The following is a 16,456-nucleotide window of genomic DNA, read 5'->3' on the forward strand; positions in this document are numbered from 1 at the left end:
TGCTTTTTTTATCTGTTTGCCGTCTCGATTCATTCATGTATCGCATAAAATATAGCAATTGTTTATCGAGAGGATGCGTTGCGAAATGGTCGTAGAGCGCAAATATTTTCAAAGGTTTACTTTTGCGGAGTATGTTGAGTATTTGAAACCATTCGTATCAAAAGTGAAGTTTTCGCAGATTCATGTGCATGGAACATGGAAGCCGACTATTGTGGATTATCGCAGAGCTGCGGATAAAATGAAAATCATTCAAGGGATGTGGCGGTTTCATGCGATTACACAAAATTGGGGTGATATCGCCCAGCACGCAACGATCGACCCTGACGGCTATATATGGGAGGGGCGTTCTCTTCTGGAGGCTCCGGCCTCTGCTGTTGGCTACAACGACCCTGATCCAGACCGCATACATCCGTTTATGTTCGAGATGATCGGTAATTTTGATGTTGGAGCTGAGAAGCTGGAAGGTGCTCAGCTTGCTTCAGCCGTTAAGCTGACAAGTCAAATTGCTGCCATGTGGAAGCTGCCAGACAGTCAAATTTTGTTTCATCGCGAAATGAATCCAGCGAAAACATGTCCAGGAAGTTCAGTTAACAAAGCGGCTTTCTTAGAGCTTGTTCGTGACTGGAGGGATGTTGATATGAACGCATCAGATGCTAACAAAATTATCTCTACTTGGCTCTCTCCAGCATGGTTTGCAGCAACCACCAAAGCGGAGAAAGATGAAATTCATCGGCTCGCAAATGAGCTTCGAAAAGCTAGCGGACAGCTCTAAAAGCAGCAAAAAGCGGTGATGAGCATATTCTCATAAAGCAGTAATGGTGCTGTTTTGCTAGCTATTTTCACGCGATTACCAGTTTTTGTGTCATGAAACACCAAAAACCCCATGGTAAGATAAGTGGCGTCAGGAAGAACGATGCGCAAACAAAACGAATGCGCAGCTGAAAAAGCTTCAGTCGTCAGACGCTTTTTTACAAAAACTTATCTTATTAGGAGGATTCATTCATGAAGATGCAACCAATACGTGTAGGTGTCGCTGGCATAATCGCAGCAACGGTGATCGGCGCAGGTTTTACGGCTCCAACGGCAGGTGCAGCACCGGCTGTGAAAACTTTCTCCACGATTCAACAACCATGCCTCATTAGCCAAGATACGATCAAACAGATCGGTGATAAATATGGAATAGATATTAGCAAGCTTTTGAATGGCAGCTTCATTCAATGGCCTACGACAGGCGGTAACACAGGAACAGTAACAAAACCAGGAACAGGTACTGGAACAGTAACTAATCCGGGAACAGGTACTGGAACAGTAACTAAGCCAGGAACAGGCACTGGAACAGTAACTAAGCCAGGAACAGGTACTGGAACAGTAACTAAGCCGGGAACAGGCACAGGAACAGTAACAAAACCAGGAACAGGTACTGGAACAGTAACAAAACCGGGAACTGGTACTGGTACAGGAACTGAAACAAAACCAGGAACTGGTACTGGTACAGGAACTGAAACAAAACCGGGAACAGGTACCGACACAGGGGCTTCCAATTTGAGTGCTTATCAATCACAAGTTGTTGACTTAGTTAATAAGGAACGTGCTAAAGTTGGCTTGTCCGCTTTGAAGAGCGATACGCTTCTTACGAAAGTAGCGTCAGAGAAAGCAAGAGATATGGACGTTAACAATTACTTCAGCCACACATCGCCGACATACGGATCTCCATTTGATATGATGCGTTCTTTCGGTGTGACTTATTCTTATGCTGGTGAGAACATTGCTTCTGGTCAAAAAACACCACAAGATGTTATGACTGCATGGATGAACAGCCCAGGTCACAAAGCAAACATTCTTAGCGGCAACTTTACAAAAATCGGCGTTGGTTATGTAAACGGCGAATGGGTTCAAATGTTTATCGGCTAGTCTTTCTTTAAACCTTATACAACAGCAATACGTTAAGGGCGGACAACCGCCCTTAACAAGATTTATAATCACGTGATCGAAGTTGTGAAACTTCGGGAACGCACAGGAGGATTTACCCCATGTTTAAAAAACGTACATTAGCAGCAGCAGTAGTAGGATTATCGGTTATGATGGCAGCAGGAACAGTAAGTGCAGCTTCGAAAACACATACAGCGAATGACAATGATACATTCTGGAAGCTATCCAAGCAGTACAGTGTACCTTTGGATACACTAATGGGAGCTAATCCAAAAATCGATCCGCTTAACCTATATAAAGGTTTAAAGCTTACTATACCTTCCACAGAAGCTTCTGTAGAGAAGAAACCGGCAACGATGAATTCAGCAGCTGACGACTCCTCAAAAACAGTTAAAGCCATGAATGGTAAAGAATACGCTTACTCGAAAGCGCTTCTCGTACAAGCTACGGCTTATACAGCAGCAGCATCTGAGAATGGCAAGTGGGGAGCAGTCGACTACTTTGGAGACAAGCTCCAGGTTGGTACGATTGCCGTAGATCCGAAAATGATACCTCTTGGCACAAAGCTTTATGTGACAGGGTATTCCTATAATGGTTTGCCGCAAGGCGGAATGATTGCAACAGCAACAGATATTGGCGGTTCGATTAAAGGCAATCGCGTTGATATTTTTGTACCAGGCTCAACAAGCCAAGCCATGTCTTTTGGTATCCAAAACGTGAAAGTATTCGTTCTTGAATAAAAATATAGATGGAAAAGGCAATCCACTCTTCATGAGGGATTGCCTTTTTTTTGTACAGAAAACTCAACGGGCTGCGGATTGTCCGACGAGCTCAGGCAATGTAACGAGCTCATACCCTTTGCTTTCCAGCAATTGGATGAGCTTCGGGAGTGCAGCAACCGTGCCGGATAAATTTTGTCCGACTCCTCCGCCTGCGTGCTGTAAAATAATCGATCCAGGTTGAAGTGTTCTTTTTATATTTTGCAGCACCAATGCGCTGCTAGGATTGTTTTTCCAATCTATGGAATCCACATCCCAGTTGACGATAGCAAATCCAGCCTGCTTGCTCCATCTTACTTGCTGAGGCAGCAGTTCACCGTATGGCGGTCGTATAAAATGAGGGGAATATCCGACTATATTTTTTATTATGGTGTCCGTTCGCCAAATTTGCTTCTGATACTTCGTTAAAGTAAGCTTTGAAAAAATGGCATGGTCATAAGAGTGATTACCTATGACATGCCCTTCGTTATGTATCCGCTTTACTAATGCAGGGTATTTGGCAGCACGGTTCCCTACAATAAAAAAAGTAGCGCAAACATCATGCTCCGCTAATATATCCAAAATAGCTGGTGTATATCTTGGATCGGGAACATCATCAAACGTTAGCGCGACTCTTTTCTTATTACGAGGCCCATTAAGGAGAAAGGCATTGGGAAATTGCCTATGAAGCCTATCCCAAGACACGACAGCCGTTTTTCGTTTTTTTGATTCTTTTGCAGGTTTGAACTGAGCTATTTGCTGCTTATCGGCAGCTGAAGCATAGGAATCGGTTGATAGGTTAAGCAGCATACAAGCGATTAAAGCAATGCCCGCCACAGTCTTCCCCATTTTATGTGGTGTTTTCCACATTTGCATCAGTCCCCATGATTGATTGTAAACAAGCCGTGCCGCTATTTTACCCATGCTGCATACTTTCATGCGCTTTACTTTAAAAAAAGAGAGGCTTAAACTAAACATAGTTCACCAATTCATGGCAGGGAGGTTATCTTTTATGAAGTTATTGCAGTTTAAGCAATCCGATCAACTAAGACTCGGCGTGCAGGTTGACTTAGGAATTATTGATATTAAAATGGCCTCTCAAGCTCTGGATATTCCAGCTCCGCTTTCTATAGAAGAAGTTATAAGAGGCGGTAAAACAGCATTAGCGGAACTTCAAGCGGTTATTGAGGCTGTCGTTGCAACTAACAACCACATGTATGTGCTTGAGGACACAAATTTCGCTTACGCACCGGTCGTTTCGAACCCGCAAAAAATAATTTGCGTCGGTTTAAATTACCGCAAGCATGCAGAGGAGACGAAAGCTGAAATTCCGACCTCCCCTATTTTGTTTAATAAATTTGCCAATGCCCTGAGTGCACATGGTGATGAGGTGGAGCTGCCGCTTACGAGCAATGAGGTGGATTATGAAGCTGAGCTTGCGATCATTATAGGAAAAACGGCAAAAAACATCGAAGAAGCGGATGCGCTTGATTATGTTTTTGGCTATAGCTGCGCTAATGATTTGTCAGCAAGAAACCTGCAGCGCCGTACATCTCAGTGGATGCTTGGCAAAAGCTGCGACGGATTTGCACCAATTGGTCCTTATATCGTAACGGCAGATGAAGTAAATGATCCGGATAAGCTCACTATTTCTTGCCGCGTAAACGGTGTTCAAAAGCAGCATTCGAATACGGAAGATATGATTTTTTCTTGCCCATCTATAATTAGTTATATTTCTAAGCATATGACACTCGTACCTGGCGATATCATATTAACAGGGACTCCGGAAGGGGTAGTAATCGGATACCCGAGAGATCAAAGGGTTTATTTAAAATCAGGTGATGTGGTAACCGTGGAAATCGAGCAGCTTGGTGAGTTAACTGTCACAATGAGATAACGAAATGCAATTGATAATCATTTTCGTCCGTTGTATAATAAATCGTATCGTTTATTATTGTACATTCATGTTATGGAAGGACGAGAACATCAATGAATGAAGCGTTGTTTGCGATGTTGGAGGACAGCTATGATTTAACGGTAAATAAACGAGAAAATCTTCTGTTTACCTGCCCTGCAATAGATCTGTTGGATGAGAACAAATTGAAGCAATTATTAGCTTTCTATACACCGCTAGTTAAAGGCATGGACCCTTCCGTAGGGGAAGTGTACATGGCAGGTTGGTTTCGCGGGCCTATGCTGGGCTTGCTTTATACGTTGTCTGTTTTGAAACAAGCGCCGGATTTATCACTTAACAATTTAACAGTTCAAATATACAAGGCTGAATATAACAATCATGAATATATTGCTGTCAGCTTTTACTTACATAACTCTGAATTTGTAGCGGCTCCACTACTTTTAGATGAACAAGACATGTGGATTAAGGATAAAATCAGCTTTTTTTTTGAGCATACGATACGTCCTATATTTGACATGATTGCAAAGGTAGGAACGTTGAAAGTAGGCATGCTTTGGAGCCAGCTTCCTACCACGCTTGAATATGGGTATGACAGAATGCTGAGTGCCGAAGTAGATGAACAGGCAAAGCAAAGCATTGTGACCTATTTCAATATGGTCAAATCACTTGATGGCGATGTTTTCGGCAGAAGCAAAAATCCGCTTGATGTGAAATTCCGTATGACAGAGTCATTGGGAGACAAAGATAAGCAGGTTCGGCTGAAAGCAGCATGCTGCTTGTATTACTTAGTTGATGGCGGCTATTATTGTTATACTTGCCCAAGGGTTAAAGAAAGTGTTCGTGCAGAACAGCGTGAAGAATATCGCTGCAAGCAGCAGGCGTAAAATAAGAAAGACCATAATCATCCATTTTGAATGGAAAGATTATGGTCTTTTTTTGTTACGCGATAAGCAATCAAATACTTGATTATTTCATTTTGAAAACATTGATGGTTCTGAGCAGCTGAGCCGCCATTGTACGCATACGTTCCGTTTCTTCTACCACTGCTTGTACAGATGCGATCTGCTCATTCATCGAAGCGGATACTTGCTCCGTGCCAGCAGCCGATTGCTGCGTAATCGCGGATATGTTTTGGATGGCTCCGGAAATTTTGCGGGCACTCTCAAGCATAGCGTCGCTTTCTTGGGAGAAAACATAAATTTTATCCGTAATAAATTGAACACTTTGTACAATTTCTGAGAATACGACTTCGGATTCCTTAATATGCTCCGTTTGCAGCTTAACGACTTCTTCGTTTGTTTTCATATTGCTGATCGTTTGCTTGATACCCTCATCAATACTTTTCACTAGGTTGAATACTTGTTTAGTTGAAGCGCTGGATTCCTCAGCAAGCTTGCGGACTTCCTGTGCAACAACGGCAAAGCCTCGGCCGTGCTCGCCTGCTCTTGCAGCCTCGATAGAGGCATTCAATGAAAGCAGGTTAGTTTGCTCAGCCAAATCGGAAATAGTCGTCGTAATTGCACTAATGCCTCTTGCTTTGCGGGCTAGATCTTCAATTGTAGCTGATACCTTCTCGGTTGCCTCAACGTTGCGGCGCATGCCGTCGGCTTGAATATCAAGAGCCTTCATGCCTTTATCTACGAGCTGAAGCGTTTGCTCAGAGCGTGTGTTCATTTCCTTAGTTGAGGTAGCGTAATCGGAAACTTTCTCTTCGATCTCAGTAATGGATTCGCTCATCTCGGAAACGTCCTCGGAAATTTCGTTTGCGCCAGTAGCAAGCTCGTTTGCGGAAGCAGCAACCTGCTGCATCGCGATTTGAATATTATTATTTTTGTCAAAAATGCTGTGGCTTGTATCGGACACATGACGGATGATGTTCGTCGTTTCCGTTAGAATGTCGCGAAGTTTATCAATCATACTGTTAAACGAATGTCCAAGCTCGCCTAAAGCTGATGAAGACGTTGTGTCGATTTTTTGAGTGAAATCACCTTTGGAAATACGAAGCGCAGTTCCTTTAATTTCATCAAATGAATTATTGATGGATCTCTCGATGAAGGAAACGAGTGGAAGCGTAGCGATTGCCATAATGATTGTGAAAATAATTCCAGCGATAAGCGAGCCGCCTGATACTGATAATATGACAAGCATAATGAGGGCAAACACTGCTAAATTTAGGTAAGAAGTAATCAGCAGCTTATTGCGCACGGAAAGCGAATAGTACCATTGGATCATTATGTAAGCGCTCCTTTTAATAGAATATCCATATTATAGCACCAGCTGCGAAATTGGTCTATAATTGTCGATTCATAAAAAATAGATAAATAATGACCGCATGCGGCGCTTCGGAAAATACTAAATACGTTTTCGGTGTAACAATAAATAGAAAATGATACCATTATCGGTAATTAGAAATCATTTTTATTATTAATTGATGGTTTAGATTGCATGGTACATAACTCCTAAGTAAGAAAGAAAAGCATCTTGAAATTAGAATTGAAAAATTAAATAAAAAATATTATTTTAGTTCGCAAGGTTCATTTTATTTAGATGTAATGAAATGATCTTTCTTTAATTATGTAAAAATAAGTTATATAATCATTAAATGAGAGTCGAATAATATCAAATAAACAAAAATAATGTTGTTTAGTATATTGATAATGATAGAAATGGACTATATAATATGCGTTGAGACCTAAGTGGAAACTCATGCCTAATAAATCATAAAGGAGGATAATAAGTATGCAAACGGAATCTGCAGCTCTCGCTCGTCAAGTTGAATTTGTGTTTCGTCAGCTTGAAAGTGAACTGACAAACGCTACGGCTGGTACAGTATTAATACATATTCGAAACAATGCGGTGGGTAAATTTGGGGTTAGGCACCATCCAATCGAATGCAAAAATGGAAAGTTCGAGAGTGTCGATAAAGGACTGACAGCTGTTCAGGTACAGGCATTTAAACAAATGGCCATTGAATCGCTTAAGTTTAGGAAAGACTGGTCGCATGGCGAAATTTTATATGATTTTTCCGTTCGTTCAAGCGCTAATTCTTGGTCGGCAAGCATACTTTTTGAATCTAATTACAATATGGCCAATTGGAATTCTCGCTATTATCCGAAAAGAAATGATTTATGGGATTCACAATAAACAAAATTACGTAAAGAAAAAAAAGAGCTGACGGCATCCGTCAGCTCCTCATTTTATTGTCCGAAATCAAGATCAGGATACACATAAGGCGATTCCGGCACCTTGATTCGTTCAAGCCGCTGGGCTTCTAAAGTCATGACAACATGATTCATATAAGTTGATGTCGTTAACCTTCCTGTCACCGTCACCCATTCATCGTCGGCGTAATCCATCGCTTTAGGCCAAGATACCATAAGTCCATAAGGCATAGCGTCGGCTGAACAACAATTCATTGCAAATCTACTGACCGCAAATCGCTCCTTGCCCATCTCGTCCTCGTGGTAAATAAACCCCGAAATTTCAACTTCTTTACCGATTAGTTTCTCTCGAAAGAGATCAAATGTCGTCAACGTCTCAATAAATTGAGTATCAGGTACACGGATAAGTGGTTGGCTGTACAGTTTCTTCGCGTATGCTGTATGTGCTTCCATATAGCCATCGAAAGGATAAAAGGCATCGACTCCGGAACCATTCTCTTCAGCTGTTGAAATTCCAGATAAGCTGATCCCTTTTTTTGAAGCAATATCGCTCCCAAGCGTCCCGGCAGGGACGAGAAAACCGAGCAGCAGCGGAAAAATAAACAACCCATAAATGATGATGTTTTTGAACACGGATGGAGATGGCTCGTGCTCGCAATCACAGCTTGGCGTTTGATTTCCGATACGTTTCTGTAAAGCGGCATAGACTTGATAAATAGCTGCTGCATAGAGACCTAACGCTGACAGCTTTACGTATACCTCCATTTTTGGAGCGATATAAAGAGCCATTTCACCCGTTCGATCCAAGTAGAGAATAAACAGAGCAAAACCTGTAAGAATTGCGGCACGCAAAAGATGATGAATCATAGCAGCGCCTCCATTATCCAAGCGCCGATGAAGGTTAGCGCCGCGGTTAGTACAATGAGAATAAATACGAATTTAATACGGAATGTCGTTAGCAGCATTAACGTATTTTTAAGATCGATCATTGGGCCGAATACAAGAAAAGCAAGCAGCGGTCCAAAATCAAACATGCCGCTGAACGATGAAGCAATGAAAGCATCTGAAGTGGAGCAGATTGATAAAATAAAAGCAAAGCCCATCATGAAAAGGTATGAAAATAAAGGCTGATCAGCAAATGCCTCAAAGGTGCTGCGATCAATAACCGTTTGAATAATGGCGGTCAACATTGCTCCGAAAATAAAATATTTGCCCATTTCAAAAAACTCGTTTGAAGCATGTGATAGGGTTGAGGCGGCTCTTCCACGGAATCCAGTAACGCTTGTCCCATGCTCATGATTATGGGTGTGATTGTGGCTATGTGTATGACCCTGCTTGATTAAATGAAACGGTTGAGCTAATTTGAGCGGACTGCTTCGCATAAATTTATAAAGGAGCAGGCCGATAATAACGGCTATGACAAAGGCCAATATCATTCGTGCATAAGCCATTTCTGGCGTCGTTCGAAAAGCAGCAAAGGTTGATGTAAAAACGATTGGATTAACGATGGGGCCTGCCAATAAATAAACGATTCCGATATAAGCAGGCATGCCTTTACGAATAAGCCGCCTGACAACCGGTATCATTCCGCATTCACATAATGGGAATAAAATGCCTAGCAGCGCCCCAAAAAGAACGCCTAATACCGGGTTTTTGGGCATGAATTTTTGAATGAGCTCGTCCGAAACGAAGACTTGCAGAAGTGCAGAAAAGATCACCCCGAGCAGGATAAATGGAAATGCTTCTAAAATAATGCTTATAAATAATATTTTGAAGGATTGCAAATTAGTGATACTAAAAAGATGTGTGGGAAGCTCTCGATTGGTTACGATAAGGGCGAGCATGATCAAGCAGCCTACTCCGAGCAATGGGGTGCAGATGCGGTAAAGAAATTTTGCCATAGTACAATATCCTTTCTTTATGTAAGGATTACGATTATGACTATAGCTTATGCGGTATCGATGCGGGATAGGACAACTTTCGTATCGCTTGACATTAACGATTACAGATGTATAATCGTTTTAAATGCAATGATGGGAATAAGTAAGCTCGATTGGATTGCGTACAGAGAGCCGGTGGTTGCTGCGAACCGGTGCAAACAACGATGCTGAATGGGCCCCGGAGCCTATGAACGGAAACTGGCTGCACGAGCAGCCGAAGATGTTTGTACGGACGCTCCCCGTTACGGAGCAACAAGGCTTATGGGATTTTTAATACGCTTCGATTGTATAACAAAGCGTACCATAAGCGAATTAGGGTGGCACCACGGTCCTTCGTCCCTTGCGGCGGGGGATTTTTTGCGTTTTTTTTTAGACTAAAATTGACAAGAAAGAGGTCGAAGCATTATGAAAAAAGTACTCTCCGGTATTCAGCCAAGCGGTCAGCTTACACTTGGAAACTACATTGGCGCCATGCAAAACTTCGTAAAGCTGCAGCATACAGAAGAATGCTTTTTTATGATTGTTGATTTGCATGCGATTTCGGTTCCACAGGAGCCGGCTGCCTTAAGAGAACAAACGGAAGCGGTAGCCGCATTATTTATTGCTGCAGGCATAGATCCGCTCAAAGCGAATGTATTTGTACAATCGCATGTTCGCGCGCATGCTGAGCTTGGATGGTTGTTTACAACGCTTGCTAATATGGGCGAGCTGGAAAGAATGACGCAGTTCAAAGATAAATCTGCAGGCAAAGATTCTGTTGGGGCGGGGCTATTCGTCTATCCGACGCTGATGGCTGCCGATATATTGGTTTATAATGCGGATCTTGTTCCTGTTGGCGACGATCAAAAGCAGCATTTGGAGCTTACTCGTGATTTGGCGCATCGCTTCAATACAAGGTTTGGCAAATACTTTACGATACCGGAGCCTTATATTCCGAAGGTAGGCGCACGGGTAATGTCGCTTGATGATGCCAGCAAAAAAATGAGCAAAAGCAATCCAAACGTAGGAAGCTTCATCGCGCTGCTTGATTCTCCAGATGTGATTCGCAAAAAAATTAGCAGAGCGACAACAGATTCAGGCCGTGAAGTGAAATACGATCCAGCAAATAAACCTGAGATTAGCAATCTAATGAGTATTTATGCTCATTGTGCAAATATGAGCATTGAAGATATCGAGGCTCGTTATGAGGGGCAAGGTTATGGACCTTTCAAGAAAGATCTTGCGGAGCAGGTGGTTGCGGTTATAGAACCGCTGCAAGCTAGATATAATGAAATTCGCAGTTCAGGCGAGATTCATCAAATCTTGAAGCAAGGCGCAGAAAAGGCTTCCTTGGTCGCAGATCGTACACTTGCAGACGTGAAAGAGCTTATGGGTTTTCTGCCGCCTCGCGGTTAATCTTTTAGGTACTTACAAGGCTGACGCCATAGCGTCAGCCTTGTTTTTTTCTGCGCAAACGAGCTTTTGTAATAAAGCCGGCTCCTACAGTGAAAAGGCTTAACAAACCAAACAATAATACAAACCAGCCATTATAGCTGATGGAAATAGCCATAGCGCTCATAAATACGATAGCTAGTACGGAAAAGAACAAAGAAAGCGGTTTGGACATCTTGTTTTCTCTCCTTAATAAATCGTCAATATATTTTAATGGTTTAAGAATAGATTCTTTGATGGTGCACATAATAAGCTTGCAAGCTTGCAACACACATCAAAGTGCAGAGGACGAAAGGAGAAATACATTATGGCAGGAAGCAGAAATCAACTTGTTGTTCCACAAGCAACTGCAGCATTACAACAAATGAAACTTGAGGCAGCGCAAGAACTGGGCGTACAAATTCCTCAAGATGGCTACTACGGTAATGTTTCAACTCGTGATGCAGGCTCCCTAGGTGGTTATATTACGAAAAAGCTTGTTCAAATTGCTGAACAACAATTGTCAGGCGGCTCCCGTTAATCGCTTCTAATACACAGTGATGAAATGAAGCCCAAGGGTAATCCTTGGGCTTTTTATTATGGTAACCATCATTTTAGCACAGGGCTGATCGACTTTCTTCAATAATATAAAACAAAAAAAAGAAAGCCCCCTCTATTTTGAAGCAAAGGGCTTTCGAACGTCAATACTAAAAAGTATCCATGCGCAATCTTTTCAATAAACGTTCATCGCTGAGCCAGCCTACATAAGAGCCAATGGTCTCATCCTTTTTATTCATAAGCAGAACGCCAACGAATGGGTATTGCTTGCGATGGCGATAACGTACGTCGCACCATCTGACCTCATAGCCCCATGTATGCTCCCGAACGTCTGCGCAGGCAAAGCTGGTGAAATATAAAAAGGATCGAATGGCGGGATCGTTTTTGGATTTGGCGACTGCCGGGTGATCAGAGCATTCCACATAATCAATCCATACTAAATTGTTATTGCGTAAATTTCCGATGGCGAATCCGCCATTTTTAACTTGCTTGACTACATTCCATATCGTTAGAGAAATCGTTGGAATGACGATATAAGCATCGCCTTCATGATATTCAGTGTCCAGCGTCTTCATCCGTTGCAGCGTACTTCTGGAGGTAACTGTTCGCCAAACAAAATAAACGGCTAGAAACAAGTACATAAGCGGGAATATTGAAGCTGGATTTACGAATCCGCCTGCCCACAGTAAAATAGCTATGACATGCGTTGTGAAAATGATGGGATCAAATATGTGTATAATGTTCCAAGAGATCCATTTGTCCGTGAAGGGTCGCATCGCTTGAGTGCCGTAAGTATTAAATAAATCGGTGAATACATGCACGCATACGGCGAGCAGCACCCAGCCCCCAATATGCAGCCAAGGGAGCGAGCCTCGGTAAAACAATTGGAGGAGGCCGGTAATTAGCGCAGTCCAAATGGCGATAGCCGGCAAGGAGTGAGAGATGCCGCGATGATTGCGAATGTAAATCGCATTGCCTTTTAAACGAAGTAGGCCATCTAAATCGGGCGCTTGCGATCCGATAACTGTGCCAAGCAAAACAGCGGTGTGAATGGCTGGATTTGCTGCTACCACGGGATCAATTGCGGCAAGGCCCCCTAAACCGATGCCCATGATAAGATGTGTGCCTGTGTCCATGACAAGTCCTCCCCAATCGATAATTAGATGTAGTATCGGCGGAGGGGAGCAACTTTATCAATATAATCTAAAGGAGACTGAAGGCAAATGTACATTTGTTTTGCAGAATATCGTGTTTCACCAGAATTTCGGGCACAATATCTTGACTACACAGCTTCGCTGCTAAAGGAAGGACACGAGGTGCAATTATATGAAGGAACAGATCAGCCGGGTTTATTTGTAGAGGTATGGAACGCAGCTACCTGCGAGCAAGCAGAGCAAATCAAAAAGGAACGCTGCAGTGAGCGTTCCTCTTGGATGCATATTTCGAGCTTTATTGTTGGGGGAGCTGCGAAAATGCACATTTGGACGTTTAAGCCGGCACATCTAAAGGGCGAAGCAGCGATTAACGGCTAGAATTTGCTGTGCCGAGAGTAGCCATGCCAAGTGGAGTGGAAGAGCTTACTACTCCGCCTTGGAACGGATATTCATAAGCAATCGGCTCATCGAATGTCACATAATCAAGATTAAGCGTCAAAAGTAAGTAGCGCATACCAGTCGTTGGATCGCTAATAACGATGTGATCACGTCCAGCAGCTTCGATGATTCCTTTAAAAATTTTGGCGTTCCACTCGCGATTGTTTTCGTAAGTCATATAAAAAGTTGCCATTTTGCCGCGGTTCAGACGCAAAATATTTTCTACATAGGATTCTTCAACGGTAGGCATTGCAACGATAGTGCCGCCTTGTGGCGTAATAAACGATCCGCTTGGCACGTTTGGCGGAATGACTTGTGCTTGTTGGGTTTGAAAGTTGGCTGGGAGCGTAGTTGGCTGTTGCATGCCCATCGGCTGCTGCATCCCCATTGGAAACTGGTATTGACCATAACCGCCGTAGCCGAATCCTTGAACGGGACCTGTATTTGCGGGGCTTACCTGATTTTTGTAACCATAACCATTAGACATTTAGAATTTCCTCACTTTCATACATTAGAAATAGTTTTAATAAACGGCCGGACAATCCTCTGGCGTTGGAACGAAGAAGCAGTGTTTCTTATACCTTCCGCTGTTGGCCTGATCCCACCACGTATCAGGGCAGCTGCCTGCTGGGCGGAAAAACCATAATGCATTAGAAGCCGGGTGCTGACGTTCGCCGTTAATGACCCGCTTTGCTAATCGAATATCTTTATCACGAGCGCTTTGATAAAAGTAGCTTTTGGTGATTGCTTCGAAACCGCCAGGACTTTGATAGACCATGTCTGGGATGGACCGAAGATTTCTAAAGTCGATACAATTTCCTAGTACACGGTTTACGCCAACGTTGCCTACCATAAGCATGCCGAGCTCGCCCTCGCCCTCTGCTTCCGCTCGCATGAGCCTAGCGAGCATCTTCGTATCTTCGGAATTGGTTTTGATGACAGCCATGGAATTGACAGATCACTTCCTTTCGTAGACTTTAGGACGGTTTGATGTGCTGTTCGGCATAGGCATCAAACTACATAGTTATTGTATTGTGTACCCGCCCATTTGGTTACTAAATGATTTGTCACAATTTACGTGGCAAAATGATGAACAAAACCGTCGAACGTTGTCATCGTGTTCTTTTTTCGGTATGATTAAAAACGATTCATCAATGGATGATAGACGCCATCAGCGTCTTGTCGCATAACTTGGGAGGCTAGCTTCGTGCTTAAAGACTGGATTGCATTGACAAAACCGCGGCTACTTCGACTTAATGTATTTGCTGCGATAGGTGGTTTCATGGTTGCTTCCAAATGGGACATTAACGTTCTATTGCTTATATGGGCGATTATCGGCTCAACGTTGACGATAGCGTCAGCAACCGTGATTAATAATTATTGGGATCGGGAACTTGATTTGAAAATGGAACGTACGAAGGATCGCGCGCTTCCGACCGGTCGAATGACGCCAGGCTCTGTTCTGGCTTATGGTATTATTTTGGGGGTTGTTGGACTAGCTGTTCTCTTCCTGCTCGTTAATCCTTTATCAGGCTGGCTTGGACTGCTAGGCTGGGGTGTTTACATTGTGGTGTACACGATGTGGCTCAAGCGTACTTCAACTTGGAGTACATCGGTTGGAGGCATCTCTGGCGCGATGCCGCCGGTTATCGGTTATTGCGCGGTAACAGGTGAAATCGATGCGGGTGCTTGGATATTGTTTGCTCTGATGTTCCTGTGGCAGCCTGCTCATTTCTGGTCGCTTGCCATTAGAAGGGTAGAAGAATATCGCGCAGCAGGTTTTCCATTGCTGCCTGTCGTGAAAGGAATCAAACGTACGAAGTTTCAAATGATTCCTTACATCGTATTGCTTTTGCCAACGGGCATATTGTTTTATTCCTACGGTTACGTTGGTATTTTCTTCTTGGTCATATCCGTTGCAGGCGGCTTAATCTGGCTTATCCATACGTTGCGCGGACCAAAAGCCAAGGATACCGACAAATGGGCAAAAACCAATTTTCTTATCTCGGTCAATTATTTAATGGTTATATTTATCGTTATGATTCTTAATACGACGGGATCATAATTATCGTCTTAAGGAGTGACTGGCGTGGATTTTGTCAAAAAGCATAGCTTCAAAATTGCAGTACTTGCGCTTTGCGCAGCAATGGGAATTTATTTATTTATTACGTACGGCATGCCGGAGAAGCAGACTCTTCCAATCGAGAAGGCTGCGCCAGCGTTTGAGCTGACGGATCTGGATGATCAGAAGGTAACGCTCGCTTCAACAAATGGTAAGGCGCGAATTGTATATTTCTATTTCGCAAATTGTCCAGATGTTTGTCCGCCTACTACCTTCTTGCTGTCGCAAGTACAGGAGCAGCTTAAAGAGGAAGGCAAGCTCGGCACTAAAGCAGAGCTCATCTCGATTACGTTTGATCCAGTACGGGATACACCTGAAGTCATTCGTGATTTTGCAAAGCGGAATTTTGCTGATCTTAATGGCTGGCGTTTCCTTCGGGGCGATGAATCTAACACGATGCAAATTGCTAGAGATTTTGGCATTGGCGTCATTAAAAATGAGGACGGCTCCTTCTCTCACTCCAATGTCATTACGATTGTGGATAAGGACGGTCAAATTCGCAAATGGATTGATGGCAGCAAAGAAGATTTGACGGCTGAGGAAATCGTAAATCAATTAAACAAGGTGCTTTAAAATTCATCTTTGCTCCAAATAGAAGCGGGACTCTGCGCAGGGTATAGGATATGCGCATCGAGGCCCGCTTTTTCTAATTGCTCAATTAAATATTCCTCTGGCGTATGCTCAACGCCCGAATAACCTCTGCGGGTATAAATATGCTCAGCATCTGGAAATACGTCGCGCAATAAGAAGCGAATCCGTTTTCCAGAGGAATCATTGTCGGTGAAAATATAAGCTTGGCTTTTGCCAATTTGTTTTCTAAGCTTGTCCAATTGCTCGGAACCGGGCGTGCCGAAGGTGCAGAAAATCGGTACATCTTGATGAAGGACGCGCTTAAGTCTTGCCTTGTCATTTTTTCCTTCTACGATAATGGCTATATCCATGGAAGTCACCTCGCGTAGTGAATGTAGAGCAGGGTCATGAAGCATATGTATAGTTTACCACCAAACATCGATTTTACCGAGAACGGGAATGATTGGTTTTTTCGTTTGAAAATGAATAAACGGTCTGCAG

Annotated in this window: 20 protein-coding genes and 1 other annotated feature; of the genes, 11 read left to right on the forward strand and 9 right to left on the reverse strand. The window is 43.1% G+C overall.

Translation table 11 applies throughout. The annotated features are described in order from the left end of the window. Positions 1-85 precede the first annotated feature (85 nt). The 3 genes from AC1DM9_RS02930 (at position 86) to AC1DM9_RS02940 (ending at position 2,669) form a co-directional block, all read left to right on the forward strand. On the forward strand, positions 86-772 hold the full coding sequence (locus AC1DM9_RS02930) for a peptidoglycan recognition protein family protein (protein ID WP_475443534.1): 687 nt from the start codon (positions 86-88) through the stop codon (positions 770-772). Between the two features lie 230 nt (positions 773-1,002). Continuing rightward, on the forward strand, positions 1,003-1,911 hold the full coding sequence (locus AC1DM9_RS02935) for a CAP domain-containing protein (protein WP_477578465.1): 909 nt from the start codon (positions 1,003-1,005) through the stop codon (positions 1,909-1,911). A 119-nt stretch (positions 1,912-2,030) separates the two neighbouring features. Continuing rightward, entirely contained in the window at positions 2,031-2,669 is a 639-nt protein-coding gene (locus AC1DM9_RS02940) for a 3D domain-containing protein (protein ID WP_477578467.1), read from the forward strand. A gap of 63 nt (positions 2,670-2,732) precedes the next feature. On the opposite strand, the gene AC1DM9_RS02945 is transcribed toward AC1DM9_RS02940, so the two are convergent. Beyond that, entirely contained in the window at positions 2,733-3,626 is an 894-nt protein-coding gene (locus tag AC1DM9_RS02945; RefSeq protein WP_477578469.1) for a polysaccharide deacetylase family protein, read from the reverse strand. Between the two features lie 73 nt (positions 3,627-3,699). On the opposite strand from AC1DM9_RS02945, the gene AC1DM9_RS02950 reads away from it, so the two are divergent. Then, positions 3,700-4,584 (forward strand): fumarylacetoacetate hydrolase family protein, encoded by an 885-nt coding sequence (locus AC1DM9_RS02950; RefSeq protein WP_477578471.1) that lies wholly within the window; start codon positions 3,700-3,702, stop codon positions 4,582-4,584. A 92-nt stretch (positions 4,585-4,676) separates the two neighbouring features. Next, on the forward strand, positions 4,677-5,486 hold the full coding sequence (locus tag AC1DM9_RS02955) for a (2Fe-2S)-binding protein (RefSeq protein ID WP_477509053.1): 810 nt from the start codon (positions 4,677-4,679) through the stop codon (positions 5,484-5,486). A gap of 82 nt (positions 5,487-5,568) precedes the next feature. On the opposite strand, the gene AC1DM9_RS02960 is transcribed toward AC1DM9_RS02955, so the two are convergent. Continuing rightward, complete coding sequence (locus tag AC1DM9_RS02960; RefSeq protein WP_430060426.1) at positions 5,569-6,831, reverse strand: methyl-accepting chemotaxis protein; 1,263 nt, start codon at positions 6,829-6,831, stop codon at positions 5,569-5,571. A 510-nt stretch (positions 6,832-7,341) separates the two neighbouring features. On the opposite strand from AC1DM9_RS02960, the gene AC1DM9_RS02965 reads away from it, so the two are divergent. Next, a complete protein-coding gene (locus tag AC1DM9_RS02965) occupies positions 7,342-7,746 on the forward strand; it encodes an O-methyltransferase (RefSeq protein WP_076267494.1) in 405 nt (134 codons plus the stop codon). 53 nt (positions 7,747-7,799) lie between these two features. Here AC1DM9_RS02965 and AC1DM9_RS02970 read toward each other — a convergent pair whose 3' ends face one another. Beyond that, complete coding sequence (locus tag AC1DM9_RS02970; protein WP_477509052.1) at positions 7,800-8,630, reverse strand: TIGR03943 family putative permease subunit; 831 nt, start codon at positions 8,628-8,630, stop codon at positions 7,800-7,802. Further along, positions 8,627-9,664: a permease gene (locus AC1DM9_RS02975; RefSeq protein ID WP_477578474.1), complete on the reverse strand. Its 1,038-nt coding sequence runs from the start codon at positions 9,662-9,664 to the stop codon at positions 8,627-8,629. Before AC1DM9_RS02975 ends, AC1DM9_RS02970 begins: the two co-directional genes overlap by 4 nt. Before the next feature lie 120 nt (positions 9,665-9,784). Continuing rightward, positions 9,785-10,047, forward strand: a binding site (T-box leader). Between the two features lie 61 nt (positions 10,048-10,108). Between AC1DM9_RS02975 and trpS the strand changes: the two genes are divergently transcribed. Next, on the forward strand, positions 10,109-11,098 hold the full coding sequence (gene trpS / locus AC1DM9_RS02980; protein ID WP_339204492.1) for a tryptophan--tRNA ligase: 990 nt from the start codon (positions 10,109-10,111) through the stop codon (positions 11,096-11,098). Positions 11,099-11,132: 34 nt separating this feature from the next. Here the strand turns inward: trpS and AC1DM9_RS02985 are convergent, their stop codons facing one another. Continuing rightward, complete coding sequence (locus AC1DM9_RS02985) at positions 11,133-11,309, reverse strand: DUF5325 family protein (protein ID WP_477509051.1); 177 nt, start codon at positions 11,307-11,309, stop codon at positions 11,133-11,135. 132 nt (positions 11,310-11,441) lie between these two features. Between AC1DM9_RS02985 and AC1DM9_RS02990 the strand changes: the two genes are divergently transcribed. After that, positions 11,442-11,654 carry an alpha/beta-type small acid-soluble spore protein gene (locus AC1DM9_RS02990; protein ID WP_054023438.1) on the forward strand — a complete coding sequence of 71 codons (213 nt, stop codon included), beginning with the start codon at positions 11,442-11,444 and terminating at the stop codon, positions 11,652-11,654. Between the two features lie 166 nt (positions 11,655-11,820). Here the strand turns inward: AC1DM9_RS02990 and AC1DM9_RS02995 are convergent, their stop codons facing one another. Beyond that, positions 11,821-12,807: a metal-dependent hydrolase gene (locus tag AC1DM9_RS02995; protein WP_475443517.1), complete on the reverse strand. Its 987-nt coding sequence runs from the start codon at positions 12,805-12,807 to the stop codon at positions 11,821-11,823. An 87-nt stretch (positions 12,808-12,894) separates the two neighbouring features. On the opposite strand from AC1DM9_RS02995, the gene AC1DM9_RS03000 reads away from it, so the two are divergent. Continuing rightward, positions 12,895-13,203: a hypothetical protein gene (locus AC1DM9_RS03000; protein ID WP_477509050.1), complete on the forward strand. Its 309-nt coding sequence runs from the start codon at positions 12,895-12,897 to the stop codon at positions 13,201-13,203. Here AC1DM9_RS03000 and gerQ read toward each other — a convergent pair. Next, complete coding sequence (gerQ, locus tag AC1DM9_RS03005) at positions 13,193-13,750, reverse strand: spore coat protein GerQ (protein WP_477509049.1); 558 nt, start codon at positions 13,748-13,750, stop codon at positions 13,193-13,195. The two genes, AC1DM9_RS03000 and gerQ, sit on opposite strands and share 11 nt — an antisense overlap. Before the next feature lie 36 nt (positions 13,751-13,786). After that, positions 13,787-14,209 carry a cell wall hydrolase gene (locus tag AC1DM9_RS03010; protein WP_076267501.1) on the reverse strand — a complete coding sequence of 141 codons (423 nt, stop codon included), beginning with the start codon at positions 14,207-14,209 and terminating at the stop codon, positions 13,787-13,789. Positions 14,210-14,470: 261 nt separating this feature from the next. Here AC1DM9_RS03010 and cyoE point away from each other — a divergent pair, with 261 nt between their 5' ends. Both cyoE and AC1DM9_RS03020 read left to right on the forward strand, forming a co-directional pair. After that, the gene (cyoE, locus tag AC1DM9_RS03015; RefSeq protein WP_339204488.1) at positions 14,471-15,328 is read left to right on the forward strand and encodes a heme o synthase; all 858 of its coding nucleotides are present in this window, start codon (positions 14,471-14,473) and stop codon (positions 15,326-15,328) included. A 24-nt stretch (positions 15,329-15,352) separates the two neighbouring features. Beyond that, positions 15,353-15,958, forward strand: coding sequence for an SCO family protein (locus AC1DM9_RS03020; protein ID WP_339204487.1), 606 nt, complete (start codon positions 15,353-15,355; stop codon positions 15,956-15,958). Here the strand turns inward: AC1DM9_RS03020 and AC1DM9_RS03025 are convergent. Then, positions 15,955-16,326 (reverse strand): toprim domain-containing protein, encoded by a 372-nt coding sequence (locus AC1DM9_RS03025; RefSeq protein WP_430059985.1) that lies wholly within the window; start codon positions 16,324-16,326, stop codon positions 15,955-15,957. The genes AC1DM9_RS03020 and AC1DM9_RS03025 overlap by 4 nt on opposite strands. Positions 16,327-16,456: the final 130 nt, after the last annotated feature.

It is taken from the genome of Paenibacillus sp. 01T431 (assembly GCF_056398625.1).